The 14,559-nt window shown below is 38.6% G+C and carries 11 protein-coding genes and 1 riboswitch; of the genes, 4 read left to right on the forward strand and 7 right to left on the reverse strand.

Annotated features, from left to right (window positions below; translation table 11 throughout):
* Positions 1-24: 24 nt before the first annotated feature.
* Complete coding sequence (bcsB, locus tag ABN236_RS10960) at positions 25-2,346, forward strand: cellulose biosynthesis cyclic di-GMP-binding regulatory protein BcsB (protein WP_349473969.1); 2,322 nt, start codon at positions 25-27, stop codon at positions 2,344-2,346.
* Positions 2,347-2,349: 3 nt separating this feature from the next.
* Positions 2,350-5,676, forward strand: a complete 3,327-nt coding sequence (gene bcsC / locus ABN236_RS10965; RefSeq protein ID WP_349473970.1) for a cellulose synthase complex outer membrane protein BcsC — start codon at positions 2,350-2,352, stop codon at positions 5,674-5,676.
* 86 nt (positions 5,677-5,762) lie between these two features.
* Here the strand turns inward: bcsC and ABN236_RS10970 are convergent, their stop codons facing one another.
* The 3 genes from ABN236_RS10970 to ABN236_RS10980 are packed head-to-tail and all read right to left on the reverse strand — an operon-like array spanning position 5,763 to position 6,945.
* Complete coding sequence (locus tag ABN236_RS10970; RefSeq protein ID WP_349473971.1) at positions 5,763-6,173, reverse strand: DUF6691 family protein; 411 nt, start codon at positions 6,171-6,173, stop codon at positions 5,763-5,765.
* Positions 6,174-6,177: 4 nt separating this feature from the next.
* Positions 6,178-6,618 carry a YeeE/YedE family protein gene (locus ABN236_RS10975; protein WP_088494899.1) on the reverse strand — a complete coding sequence of 147 codons (441 nt, stop codon included), beginning with the start codon at positions 6,616-6,618 and terminating at the stop codon, positions 6,178-6,180.
* A gap of 3 nt (positions 6,619-6,621) precedes the next feature.
* On the reverse strand, positions 6,622-6,945 hold the full coding sequence (locus tag ABN236_RS10980) for an ArsR/SmtB family transcription factor (protein WP_036912417.1): 324 nt from the start codon (positions 6,943-6,945) through the stop codon (positions 6,622-6,624).
* A 105-nt stretch (positions 6,946-7,050) separates the two neighbouring features.
* On the opposite strand from ABN236_RS10980, the gene ABN236_RS10985 reads away from it, so the two are divergent.
* The gene (locus tag ABN236_RS10985) at positions 7,051-7,566 is read left to right on the forward strand and encodes a SprT family zinc-dependent metalloprotease (protein WP_153050569.1); all 516 of its coding nucleotides are present in this window, start codon (positions 7,051-7,053) and stop codon (positions 7,564-7,566) included.
* Between the two features lie 70 nt (positions 7,567-7,636).
* On the opposite strand, the gene mgtE is transcribed toward ABN236_RS10985, so the two are convergent.
* The 4 genes from mgtE to hcp all read right to left on the reverse strand — a co-directional run bounded on the left by mgtE (position 7,637) and on the right by hcp (position 12,496).
* A complete protein-coding gene (gene mgtE / locus ABN236_RS10990) occupies positions 7,637-8,710 on the reverse strand; it encodes a magnesium transporter (protein ID WP_088494897.1) in 1,074 nt (357 codons plus the stop codon).
* A gap of 76 nt (positions 8,711-8,786) precedes the next feature.
* A riboswitch (M-box (ykoK) riboswitch) is annotated at positions 8,787-8,958 on the reverse strand.
* A 215-nt stretch (positions 8,959-9,173) separates the two neighbouring features.
* A complete protein-coding gene (locus tag ABN236_RS10995; protein WP_088494896.1) occupies positions 9,174-9,509 on the reverse strand; it encodes a DUF6694 family lipoprotein in 336 nt (111 codons plus the stop codon).
* A 271-nt stretch (positions 9,510-9,780) separates the two neighbouring features.
* Positions 9,781-10,785 (reverse strand): NADH oxidoreductase, encoded by a 1,005-nt coding sequence (gene hcr, locus ABN236_RS11000; RefSeq protein WP_194950967.1) that lies wholly within the window; start codon positions 10,783-10,785, stop codon positions 9,781-9,783.
* A 58-nt stretch (positions 10,786-10,843) separates the two neighbouring features.
* Positions 10,844-12,496 carry a hydroxylamine reductase gene (gene hcp, locus ABN236_RS11005; RefSeq protein ID WP_098942158.1) on the reverse strand — a complete coding sequence of 551 codons (1,653 nt, stop codon included), beginning with the start codon at positions 12,494-12,496 and terminating at the stop codon, positions 10,844-10,846.
* A 494-nt stretch (positions 12,497-12,990) separates the two neighbouring features.
* Here hcp and ABN236_RS11010 point away from each other — a divergent pair, with 494 nt between their 5' ends.
* Positions 12,991-14,472 carry an aldehyde dehydrogenase family protein gene (locus ABN236_RS11010; RefSeq protein ID WP_023581463.1) on the forward strand — a complete coding sequence of 494 codons (1,482 nt, stop codon included), beginning with the start codon at positions 12,991-12,993 and terminating at the stop codon, positions 14,470-14,472.
* Positions 14,473-14,559: the final 87 nt, after the last annotated feature.

Consider the following 14,559-nt stretch of genomic DNA (forward strand, 5'->3'; position numbering starts at 1 on the left):
ACAATAAGATCATGGGTAACAATAATGAAAAAACGTTTTCTCATATTTGCCTTATTTATGCTCACTTCTTCAGTTCATGGAGATGAAACGCAAGAAGCGCAAACCAATATTTCAGCGCCACCTGTTACAATAACTAAAGCGGCTCCTGAAGTTGTTTCTCAAGCAGTACCTGTAAATGCACAACTGCCTTCTGCTGATATCACACCTTCAGCTCGCCAGAAAATATTAAGATTTTCAGAGACAGCACCTAGTTATGGCGCTATTCATTTAACCGGTGTTAGCCCTGACGGCTATTTAGAATTTGGTGTACGTAGTGATGAATATATTTCAAAAGCGACTCTCGATTTAGAATTTACACCGTCTCCATCACTCCTTCCTGTGGAATCTCATCTTAATGTCTATTTAAATGATGAATTGATGGGAGTAATTACCTTAAAACAGGAAGATTTAGGTAAGAAAAACCAAATTACGATACCAATTGATCCCTTATTTATTCAAGATTTTAACCATATAAAACTCTCTTTTATTGGCCATTATCGTGAAATTTGTGAGAACCAAGCAAATACCACACTCTGGCTTGATGTGAGTAAAAGCAGTCAGTTGAATTTAACCTTTCAATCACTCCGTTTAGGTAATGAATTAGCGCACTTCCCAGAGCCATTTTTTGACAGCCGTGATTTTGGCGAATTAACACTGCCGATGGTTTTCGGTCAGTCACCTAATTTAGTCCAACAAAAGGCAGCTGCCATACTCTCTTCTTGGTTTGGTACTCAAGTTGATTGGCGTAAGCAAAATTATCCGGTTTATTATGATGCGTTGCCAAATCAACACAGTATTGTTTTTGCAACTAATAAACAAAAACCGGCATTTTTAAAACAACATCCTGATGTTAAAGCACCCACTATCGAAATGCTGACACATCCAACTAATCCTTATATTAAATTACTTCTTATTATGGGACGTGATGATAATGATTTGATCACTGCCGTAAACGGAATAGCCCGTGGGCAAGTTATTTTTAGAGGAAATGTCGTTACAATTAATGAAGTAGAAAAATTGATCCCTCGAGAGCCTTATGATGCGCCAAAATGGGTACAGTTGAATAAACCTATCTATTTTAATACGTTACAAGACTATGAAGGTCAGTTGCAATCTCGCGGATTAAAACCGAATCCTATTACGTTGAATATGACGTTACCGCCGGATCTCTTTATGTTTAATAATACGGGATTACAAATGCAATTGCGTTATCGCTATACCGCACCTGCATTTCAAGATGACTCTCGTATGTCTATCTCAGTAAACGACCATTTCATTAAAGCTTATCCTCTTGAGAAAGATAAAAAAGATAATCTTGTTATCGCTTATTTACCGCTTATTCAAGGCTGGATTGAGCATAAGAATTTATTGAATATTCCCGCTGTAAAACTGGGTGAGCGTAACCAAATTACATTTGCCTTTGATTACACCAACCCAATTCCGGGTGGTTCACTAGATCAATGTATTACTTATCAACCAGTTCCAAATGCAGTGGCAATTGATGATTTATCTAGTTTTAATTTCACCGGTGATTATCGACACTATATTGCACTGCCTGACTTACGCGTTTACAGCCATGCTGGTTTCCCATTTAGCCGTTATGCGGATCTGTCTGAAACCCTGATTTTTGTTAATAAACAACCGTCTCCAACGCAGTTATCTACCCTATTAATTTCAACCGGGAATATCGGTGCTCAAACAGGTTATCCTGCACTGAATGTTTCATTAACTGATTCATTAGAAGAAGTACAAAAAAGAGATGCAGATCTGCTGCTTATCGGTACAATTCCACCAGCATTAAATAATGATAAACAGATGAATGTACTGATTGATAAAGCACGTAGTGAAATCACTCTGCCTTCTCGTGAGATCAGTATCTTTAGCCACACAAGTTATCAACCGACTGATAAACGCCCTGATAGCCGTATCTCCCTGACGTCTAAAGGATCAATGGGTGCAATTATTGGTTTCCAATCTCCATTCTTTTCACAACGTAGCGTTATCGCACTATTAGCCGATAGTACACAAGGTTACAAACTGTTAAATGAGGCAATCAGTGATAGCGGTAAACGTGATGCTATGCATGGTTCAGTGGTATTAGTCAGAGAATCTGGCGTAAATAGCTTACGTGTAGGTGACACTTATTTCGTCGGTTATTTACCTTGGTGGGAAGAAGTTTGGTATGTGTTTGCATCTCACCCTATATGGCTTGGTTTAGCGGCAATTATCGGCATTATTCTTGTCTCTCTTCTTATTTGGCGAGCAATGAAAATAAGAAGCCAACGTCGTTTAGCGGCTAAGGATTAAGCTATGTGGCAATTTGGTCACACACATCGCCACTCTGTTATTGCTCTCTTTTTGCTGGCAGGCATTTTGCCTGTCACGCAAGCCAGCGAAGAGACAACGGAAGCCTTTTTACAAGAGCAAGTGAGATTAGGAACATCCACGGGAAATGAAGCTTTAGTGGCTCAATCGTTGCATCGTTTAGCGTTAATTAAACCCAATGATCCTAATATCTTATTAATGCAAATTCAGTTTGCTGTAAAACAGAAGGACAACGCAAAAGCACAACTGTTATTTACTCAATTAGGTACTCAGTTTCCTCAATCAGAGCAATATCAACGTGCAATAAAAACCTTATCACTGACAACGGATGTTAATCGGCAAAAATTACAGCGAGCTCAGCTTTACCGTACAGCTGGGCGCTATGATGATGCACTAAATTTATACGATGAAATTTATCGAGGAATGCCACCGGATGAGACTTTAGCACTGGAATATATTCAAGTGCTTATGCAATCTTCTCATGATGATAAGGTAGATAGACTGAATCATATTTATCGCCAATATCCTCAGAATGTGAAAATAGCGAGTCTCTACCAGCAACAATCCACAATAAAATCAGCGGTTACAACAAGCACAACTAATACGGCTTCCACTGTAAAATCTAAAACAGATGTTGCCTCATTGCCTATTGCGACCTTAAAACAAAAAGCACGACAACAACCTGATAATGCAGATGTTGTAGGTGCTTTGGGTGTGCGTTATTCTCGCGCAAATCAACGTGGTGCAGCTATTTATTATCTTTCACAAGCGCTGAAATTATCACCTAATCATGATAATAGCGGTCAATGGCGATCCATGTTGCAGGCTAATCAATATTGGCATCTGCTTTCAAAAGGTGATGAAGCGCTCTTAAAACAAGATTATGAATTAGCTGAACGATATTTTAACCAACTCAATAAGTTAAGCCCTTATGAAAGCGAGCCTTATATTGGTTTAGGTAATATTGCCGTTGCACAGCGCGAGTGGGATGTTGCTGAAAACCATTATTTACAAGCCTTAAAATATCAACCTAATCACCCTGCGACTTTGCATAGCCTCGCAAAACTTTATCGCCAACAGTCACATGATAAAGCACAACAATTTATTAATGGATTAACGCCAAGACAATATAAAAATTTGGCAGAAGATTATGGCTATATTATCTCTGGTATAAGACAAGATTTAGCCGCTGATGATGAGCATCAAGAGCAATACCTTAGTGCGATTGAAAAACGTAAAGCAATTGCTAAAGATTATCCTAATGATGTTTGGAATATTTATCGGCTTACTGATGATTTATTAATAACTCAACGAGACTCTGAAGCTGAAGAGTATTTTAATCAACTAAATCACCGTCTCCCTAATGATCCATCTCGTCTTTACGCCTATGCGCTATATCTCAATAAAACAGGACGAGAAACTCAAGCACTTGATACGCTAAAAACAATTCCTTTGTCTCAGCGTAGTGAGAGTATGAAAGCGTTAAATAGTCGATTACGTTTTGGTGAAATATTAGCACACGCAGAGTCTCTACGAGCAAAAGGACAAGAACAACAGGCTGTTGATTACCTTTTTGCTCATATTCCGCCAGAGCAAAAAATTCAGACTTATTTACTATTAGCGAACTGGGCTCAAGAGCGAAATAATCTTGAACAAGCTTTAAGTTATTACCATACCGCTTTAAATCTAGAGCCTAACAATGAAACGGCATTATTAGGCGCAACAGATATTGCCTTGGAACAAGGGCAACATGCACAGGCAAAATACTATCTTACGAAAATAGAAACACTTTCACCCAACCAGTTTAATAGCAACTCTATTAGACGTGTTGCCAATGCAGAAAAAGAGGTGGGGAATACAGAAAAAGCACAACACTATTTTGCTTACTTGGCACAACAAATTGAAACAGAGCCGGACAGTGCTGATCCTTTGGTATTACGCGATATTGCTCGTTTTCAACGTGATGAGCAACATCGTCAACAAGCTCACTATTATTACCAACAAGCGATGATCAAGGATGGAATAACAGATAGGTTGCCAAAAGATAATATTGAGTACACCATATTAATGCGTAATGACGAAAAAGATAACTGGCTATCTCGAAGCTTACGAGCTGATGCTCACTCTCTTTATCGTCAACAAGAGTGGCGTTTTACTCTTGAACATGATTATTGGGGCTCTAGTGGTAGCGAAGGTTATTCTAAACTACGCGCTCACACCACAATGTTACAACTCGATCACCCTGTTTATGATGGTCGTTTCTTTTGGCGGGCAGATTTAGTTAATCTCAGCAGTGGCAAACTGGGTACTTCACCTTATGACTCTAAATTTGGGACTTGCTATCGCACGGGTTGTTTCCCGCTAGAACAAAAATCCTTTGGTGTTAGCCCTGCAATTGGCTGGGAAAATGGCCAATGGCAATGGGATCTTGGTACAACACCACTGGGTTTCGAGGTAACTGATTGGGTTGGTAAAATCGCCTATAATTATGATCTTTTTAATGTGGGCTGGACACTTGATGTTCACCGTCGTCCAGTTAATAGCTCGCAACTGGCTTTTGCTGGTCAACGAGATATTTGGACTAACCAAACGTGGGGCGGAGTGAGAAGAACTGGCGTTCGTTTAAGTGGAAGCTATGACTTAGGCGGAAAAGACGGTTATTGGGGCGAAGTTTCTGTTGATAAACTGACGGGTAAAAACGTTGAAGATAATAGCAGTATTCGAGGAATGGGTGGCTATTATTATAAACTTATCAATGAGAACAATCGCCGCGTTTCTGTCGGGTTAAGCACAATGCTTTGGCATTATGATAAAGACTTAAGCGGATACACTTTAGGTCAAGGTGGTTATTATAGTCCTCAAAAATATGTCTCTTTAGGGATCCCAATTAATTATCGTGAACGCACTGAAAATTGGTCTTGGGAATTATCAGGCTCTCTTTCTTGGTCTTACTCCCAAACAGATGACAGAAAGCGCTATCCTTTACAAAATCTCATTTCTCCCGATAAATTCAATCGCTATATGAATGGGCTTAGCCCTGAAGATCGAGAAGAGATGATGAGACTTTATTATCAAGAGCGTGACGCTGTTGATGAAGGAGACTCCAGCAATGGCTTTGGTTATACCGCAAGAGCATTAGTTGAACATCGAATTACACCACATTGGTTTATTGGTGCAGCTATTGATATTCAACAAGCAAAAAACTATACCCCAAGCCATGCATTAATGTACTTACGCTATTCCTTTGATGGTTGGAATGGTGATTTAGATTTACCGCCAAATCCTCTTATTCCTTATGCAGATTTTAAATAACATTCAAATGTATTAAATACACAAACGGGAAGCACTGGCTTCCCGTTTAACATTTTCGCTAAAATTGCGATAGTAAGTTGCCATTATTACGCTTTACGAAAAAGCCCAACGAGCAACCAACCCACAATCATGGCAAGAACAAATAAAATACCTTGATAAAACCCAGCACCTGCTAATACCAAACCAGGACCCGGACAAATTCCAGCTAATCCCCAACCAAGACCGAATAATACACTACCCAACACAAGTGGTTTATCAATCACTTTATTGGTCGGAATATTTAAAGGGCACGCTAAAATACTTTGTTGTCTATGGCGTGTTAATTGGTAACCCATCACACTAACAACTAATCCTGCACCCATAATTATCAATAAAGAAGGGTCCCAGTTTCCCGTGATATCCAGAAAACCTAGAATTTTTTGCGGATTGCTCATTCCACCAACAATCAATCCTGCACTGAATAGAAGACCGCAAAGGAAAGCAACAAACTTAGTCATTTTCTTAGCCTCCTATTCCTATTACGTGGCGCTGAATATAAACGGTAATAAATGCAGTCACCATAAAGACTATAACTGCCACCATCGAGCGACGAGATAATCGTGCTAACCCACAAATGCCATGACCGCTAGTGCAACCATTACCTAAACGAGTGCCTGCTCCCACCAGCACCCCGGCAATAATTAGCATCCAAGGTGACGTTTCAATCACTGGCGACAAAGGTTTATCAAAAAAATAAAACAGTGTAGGTGCGATTAGCATGCCAAGTAAAAATGCCCAACGCCAACCATTTCCCTGCTGTTTTGTTGATAATACACCACCTAAAATACCGCTTATTCCTGCAATGCGACCATTAAATAACAGTAGAATGGCGGCAGCTGCACCTATCATAAGCCCACCAATTGCCGCACTTAAAGGCGTAAAGTGAACCCAATCTATATTCATAAATTAACCTGCTATCGGGCAATAAAGCTGATAAAGCGTATTGAGTAGCACAAGAACTTTTTCATCAGCAATAGAATAAAAGATACGTTTTCCATCACGACGAGTATTCACTAACCCTTCATTACGCAAAACGGTTAGCTGTTGAGAAAGTGTCGGTTGACGAATACCTAAACTCTCTTCTAATTCACTCACACTTTTTTCGCCCTGACTTAGCTGACACAATAATAAGAGGCGATCGCCATTTCCTAGCGTCTTAAGCATACTAGACGCTTCATTAGCCGCCAATTTCATTGCATCTAATAAATCAGGTTGAACTCGTTGTGTCATGGTAAACTCCATAATCAATATACTTTTTAATAATATGTTAATTTATATATTGTGCAAGTTTTCTTTTTATTGCGTGTTTGTATAAGGCGCTATATGCTCTGTAACATGAAAACGGTAAGAGTCCCCATCGCCTTAGTGCAAAGCGTTATGCGAACACTGCGTGAAAAATTGCAGCAGGCTAATCTTTATCTTAATACAAATTACCCAGAACCTACTCTACATTATAATCAGAGAGGAACTATTGCAGGCAGTGCCTATTATGCAAATTGGGAAATCCGTATTAATCCTACATTATTGATTGAAAATAAACAGAATTTTATTGAAGAAGTTATTCCTCATGAATTAGCTCATTTATTAGTTAATCGCCATTTTGGTCGTGTAGCGCCTCATGGGAAAGAGTGGAAATGGATGATGGAAACAGTATTACAAGTTTCAGCTAAACGTACTCATCATTTTGATGTCAGCGCCGTTAAAGCTAAGACCTTTCCTTATGCTTGCCATTGTGAAGAGAAACACCAGCTCACTATTCGCCGTCATAACAAAGTATTACGCGGAGAAACACAATACCGTTGTCGCCACTGTCAGGCGATTTTACAATTTATTGAACGCGAACTCGTGTAGATAAAAATAAAGCCGATGTGTTGATTAAGTCACATCGGCTTTATCTTGAGAATAAATATATGGGATTGTCTTAAGCAAACTCGCTCATCACATGAGATGCGATTTCAAAGTAAATAATAAGACCTGTACCATCAATTAAAGTCGCGATAAACGGTGCTGAAACAACCGCAGGATCGATACCTAAGCGCTTTAATACCATTGGAATAACAGACGAAACAATCGCACTCCAAACAGTGATTGAAACGAGCGTTAAGCCAACAACAATCATCACTTCCATACCCACACCTAAGAACCAAGCACGCACAAAACCGGCAATACCCATAGTCAGTGCGACCATTATCGATGTAGTTATCTCTTTTCTTAATACAGACCAAACATTACGTAAGCTCACTTCCCCTAATGCCATAGCACGTACTAATGTTGAGGTGATCTGTGTACCACTATTTCCGCCTGTACCAATTAGCAATGGAATAAAGAAAGCTAATGAAATTGCAGCTTCTAATCTGTCTTCAAAAGCATGTAATACCGTACTGGTATACGCTTCTGCCACAAACAGCATCAATAACCACACAACACGTTTACGCCATAATGTCACCGGACTGGTTTCTAAATAAGGCTGCTCTAAAGGTGAAGTTGCACCCTGCATTTGTGCATCCAGTGTATTTTCATCTTCAATTAATTCAGCAATATCTTGAGGACGTAAAACACCGACTAACTTTCCAAAATGCATCACCGGTACGCTGTCTAAACCGCTATGACTAATCAGTTGATAAACATCATGTCGATTCTGTTCTGGTGAGACAGAAAAAAAGGTTTGACGCATCACATCAGAGACAAACAGATCATTCGCAGCTGTTAATAATGATTTAACGGGCAAAATCCCATTTAGATAATTATCTTTATCCACCACATATAAATAGGTTGGAATTAATTCATCTTTTAAATCATTAACTAATTGAGCTTTCACATTTTCAACAGAATCAGCGACAGAAACAGCAATATAAGACTGGCTCATATAAGCGCTAACCGTTGCATCATCTTTTAAACGATTGTATTGGTCTTGAGTTGAGTTGTTTTGAGGTGTGTTTAAGGATGCATCTGCAACTAATACAGCATCCATTTTGTTTTGAGTATTGAATTTCATTTTTGTGGTTCCCTATTACTGTTTGTGTTTAGCAAATCAGTTCTCCATAGGGGCGAAACCAGAAGCGAGAATGCAAAAGCTATCTACACGTCTCGGTTTTAGCACTATACAACGTATCCGATGAATACTGGAAGTTACATGGGGATATACCTTCGGTCGATATATCCTGTCCTAATCTTGGGCGTCTCTCGACGTCGTCAGATCAGTAACCTGTGTTTGTATAGGAGCCTCGCCTAACGAGATACTGCACTTTTCTTGCGAATGCGGCGCGCATTATAACCACTCACAATATAATGAAAAGCACGATAACGATTTTGTTTAAGTTCTATTGAAAAATAGCCATCACATTCATCATGCAATTAAATAATATAATTCCATTCGAAACCAATATATAAAAAAGAAGTGAGGCTTTCCTACGAAAGTTAAAATCGTATAGTTAAGAAGAAATCTGTTTATTAATTGATTATTTAAATGCTAATTTTTGTACTCTTATTTCTTCTGCTTGCAAAAATATCTCTTTTACCGTTTTACCATCTAATGATTGGCACATTTTACGAGTGATAATATCCGCATTTTTATGACGCCCAGCGATAACTAAATCATTAAAATTAATATCATTCAGAATAGCTAATTCTATTGCTTCATCAAAACGCGATTGTTCATCAAGAGGGAGAGAATTACGCATTTCAACAATTGAGATACGTAGTGACTCTACATTAGAGCCATCAAGGGTTTGTTGAGGTTTTTCACAGCCAGATAACATGACACTAAATAAACAAATAACTAACAATTTTTTCATATACCCCCCCTTACCCAGTCAATAATTTAAATAATAGCAGAATGTTTATAAGGAAACTCCCCACTAACTAAAATATATTTTTAATGAGTCATCATTTCCAATACTTTTATTATTCTGAATAAATAAAAACTGTCTTTAATTTAAAATAAAGGGAAGCATTTTCCAGATTATTCGTTTTTTTAATGGGAGGAATAGGCATAAAAAACCCTGTTAATAAATTAACAGGGTAAAAAAAACAGGAAAATAGAAGGAAATACTTAATAAAAAGAAGTTAAGCGAGCTCAACATCTCCTTTTAAACGACAACTACATGCTAAGACATAACCTTGAGCTATCTCTTCAGCCGTTAATGTGCTGGTACTACTGACATCATAATCACCACTCGCGATGCGCGTTTTACAACTACCACAAACTCCTGCACGACAAGCTGCAAAAACAGGAACTTTATTTTCTTCCATTGCTGATAATAAAGTTACACCAACAGGAACTTTAATTTGTGATAATGGATGGCGAATAGTCATGGTTAATTGTTCGTTTTCATCAACACAAACAGGCTCATCACCAAAACGTTCCATAAAGATATTCTCAGCAGGTACGCCAAGATTTCTTGCAAAACGTCCTGTGTCTTCCATATAACTATTTGGGCCACAACACATGACAGTACGACTCGCAATATCAGGGACTAATGCAGCTAATTTTTCTTGAGAAATGCGTCCACTAAATAACCCTTTATTATCAGGCAATTTTGGCATCATGATAAAATTAAGATTGTATGGATATGCATTTGCTAATTCGATCCATTCTTTCTCAAAAATAAACTGGCTTTGCTCACGAATATTAAAAATAACCGTAATATCCGCTTTAGGTTGATTGTTTAACAACCAACGTGTCATCGACATAACGGGTGTAACACCGCATCCTGCCGCCAACATTAAATAGCGCGCACCTTCTTTACCTGCACAAGTAAATTCACCCTGAGCATCAGATAACCAAAGATAATCACCCGGTTTTACTTGTGATGTTAACCAGCCTGAACCCACGCCATTTTCTAAACGACGAACGGTTAAAGTGATAAATGGACTTAACCCCGGAGAAGATGAAATGGTATAAGCGCGCATTGTTTCATCACTATTATTGATACTCACCAGTGCAAACTGACCCGGTTTATAAGAATAAAAGTCATGATTAATTAAATTTAGCGTCCACACTTCAGGTGTTTCCTGATGAATAGAGTGAACTTGCATACGATTAGGACAAAGAGAAGTAGGCATCGTCATGGATATTGATCCTTCACCGAAGCCCGTAGGCTTCGGTAATGATAATGAATTTAAAACATTAAGCAGAAAGAATATCTTTAAGATCTTGTTCTGGTGTAGTAATAGAGCGCATACCAAATTTCTCATTTAGTACCGCCAGCAGATTGTCAGTTAAGAACGCGGGTGCTGTTGGGCCGGTATAAATGTTTTTCACGCCTAATGAAAGCAGAGTCAATAAGATAACAATCGCTTTTTGCTCGAACCAAGAGAGAATTAAAGACAGTGGTAAGTCATTCACACCACAACCTAATTTCTCGGCAAGGTTAACCGCTAGCATAATCGCTGAGTAAGCATCGTTACACTGACCCACATCAAGTAAGCGTGGTAAGCCTTCTAAAGTACCGAAATCCAACTTATTGAAACGGTATTTACCACACGCCAAAGTCATAATTAAACAATCTTGTGGAATTTCTCTTGCAAGATCGGTGTAGTAACTACGTTCACCACGGCTACCATCACAACCACCCACTAAGAAAACATGGCGTAATTTTTTCTGTGAGACTAAATCAATCACAGTATCAGCAGCATTTAATAGTGTTTCACGACCGAAACCAACTGTAATTAAATGCTCAATTTCATTGTATGGGAAGCCTTCTAATGATTGTGCTTGTTCAATCATTTCAGAGAAGTCATCACCAGTAATATGTTTTACGCCCGGCCAGCCAACAATACTACGAGTCCAAATACGGTCACCGTAATTACCTACATTCGGATCAATAATACAGTTTGAAGTCATTAGTACAGGGCCAGGGAATTTTGCAAACTCAATTTGCTGATTCTGCCAACCACTGCCGTAGTTACCCACTAAGTGTTTGTATTTTTTAAGTTCTGGATAACCATGGGCAGGTAACATTTCACCATGAGTATAAATGTTGATCCCTTTACCTTCAGTTTGCTCAAGAAGCATTTGCAGATCTTTCAGGTCATGACCTGAAATTAAAATAGCTTTACCTGCAACAGGGCGAACGTTAACAGTAACTGGTGTTGGGTTACCGTAAGCTTGAGTTTCGCCTTTATCAAGAATAGCCATAATGCGAAAGTTCATTTGACCAATGCCCATCGCATTTTCTAACAACTCATTCATATCAGAAGGATCAGTACCTAACCACGCCATATAACGGTGATATTCTGCGTAAATTTCATTGTCATACTGACCTAAAACATGCGCGTGCTCCATATAAGCCGCAGCCCCTTTTAAGCCATACAGGCACAGCATACGTAATCCATGAAGATCATCACCGATTTGCGCTTTATCTGCATTTAAAGCAAAAAGTTGAGCTTGTTTTTGTAAGCTATCTAAATCGCTACCCGCTAATTGAATTTCAGCTCTTGGGTTAGTTACTTGAATTGCTGCATTTTTCGCTAAAGTACGAGATTTCAAACTTTCACGGAAATAGATAGCTTCTTTCGCATAACCGACAATGCGATCAGAATCAAAGTTGACGTTGGTTAACGTAGAGAAAAAAGCACGAGGAGCAAAGCTATCTACATCATGATCAATAATACCAACACTACGCGCCGCTAAAGCCCACGCCGAAAGCCCTTCTAATACTGCAACGAGTAAATCTTGAAGATCTGAAGTTTCTGCTGTTTTACCACACATACCTTGCGCATAGGCACAACCATTACCTACAGGCGTTTTCATTGTTTGTTCACATTGCACACAATACATATCGTATTCCTTCTAATAAAAGATAACGCTTTATTTTTATAAGTTGCATTCCAGATGCAACATAAGAATACGCCATTTTTATAAGAGCGAAAGGGCAATATTGAACAATTTAAATGTTGTTTGATCTAACGCAATTTCTAGCAAATTTTTTAATATCCCTTTTTTTATCCTTTGATTTTGCTTAAGCCTCAAAATAATTTTCCCAAAAAAGAGAGCGCTATTGCATTGTGCCGATGATGGCGAAATAAGAAGGAATGTTTAAGGATTTTTGACGGTTATTTTTTGTTTAATCATATAAATATTGAGAGATGAAACGATTAAGTTTATCCATTTTTGTTAAGTCAGTAATATTCATTACTATTTTTTATAGTTAATATCACCTATTGCATCAATAGCTAATCAAATTATTTCAATTGAGATATGTTATTAGCACGAGTATTACGAAATGAAACTACACATTTGAATGATGCTCATCCCTACATTGGAGATTAAAAATGATTAAATTAAATAATGTTCCATCAGAATTTCGTCCTCTAGAAAGTTATAAAATGCTAATTGGAGGAGAATGGGTATCTAGCACATCGCAAAAAACAACGAAAACTTATAGCCCAGCTACGGGTGAATTATTAAGTGAATACCAATCTGGTAGTGCTGAAGATGTTGAACGCGCAGTCAGTGCTGCTCGTAAAGCATTCAAAACATGGAGTAAAACGTCACCAGCTGAGCGTCAAGCCCTCTTATTAAAAATCGCGGATCGCTTAGAGCAGGAACAAGAACGCTTTGCTTGGATTGAGTCATTAGATAATGGTAAGCCACTCAATGAGTCGAAAAACATAGATTTACCTGCCTCTATTGACCATTTTCGATATTTTGCAGGCGTGATACGCTCTCATACCGATGAAAGTGCCGTCCTAGACGAAAATACCATTAGCCTTGTTATTCGCGAACCTATTGGTGTGGTGGGTCAAATTATTCCGTGGAACTTCCCATTATTAATGGCAGCATGGAAATTGGCACCAGCGATTGCGGCGGGTGACACCGTGGTGATTAATCCAGCAACACTGACTTCCCTTTCATTATTAGAGCTAGGTCGTATTTTAAATGAAATATTACCAGCTGGTGTAATTAATATTGTTACCGGACGCGGATCTGTTGTAGGACAAGCTATTTTAGAGCACGAAGATATTGATAAACTTGCGTTTACTGGCTCTACCAATGTGGGTTATACCGTAGCAGAAGCAGCGGCGAAAAAAATGGTTCCAGCAACATTGGAATTAGGCGGTAAATCAGCCAATATCGTGTTCCCTGATGCGAATATGAAAAAAGCAGTCAAATATTCAGCATTGGCAATATTGATGAACCAAGGACAAGCTTGTGAATCAGGTTCACGTTTGTTCTTACATAAAGATATTCATGATGAATTTTTGAAAGCATTAAAAACTGAATTTGAGAGTATTCGTGTCGGTGACCCACTTGATCCGAATACACAAATGGGGACACAAGTTAGCCAAGATCAAATGGATACCATCTTAGGCTATGTTGAACTCGCGAAAAAAGAAGGTGCAACTGTTTTAACAGGTGGTGAGCGTATTACGGGTGAAGGTTATGATGACGGCTTCTTTGTTCGTCCAACCATCATCATCAATGCAACAAACCAAATGCGTGTTGCCCGAGAAGAAATTTTTGGACCTGTATTGTGTGTTATTCCATTCGATAATGAAGATGAAGTGATCGAAATGGCGAATGACTCTGAATATGGTCTTGGTGGTGGTGTTTGGACTCAAGATATTAACCGTGCCTTACGTGTTGCAAAAGCAGTAAGAACCGGCCGTATGTGGGTCAACACTTATCACGAACTCCCAGCTCACGCACCTTTTGGGGGTTACAAGAAATCAGGTTTAGGACGTGAAACACATAAAATGATGTTAGATGCTTATAGCCAAGTGAAAAACATCTTCATCAGTATGAAAGAATAAGATTTTCTCTCTTTTCTAAATTCTTATAAATATAATATCTATACTCATCTCTTCGCCTTCTCCCCAGAAGGCTTTTTATTATCTGTA

It is taken from the genome of Proteus sp. fly-1013, assembly GCF_040140245.1.
GTDB lineage: Bacteria > Pseudomonadota > Gammaproteobacteria > Enterobacterales > Enterobacteriaceae > Proteus > Proteus mirabilis_B.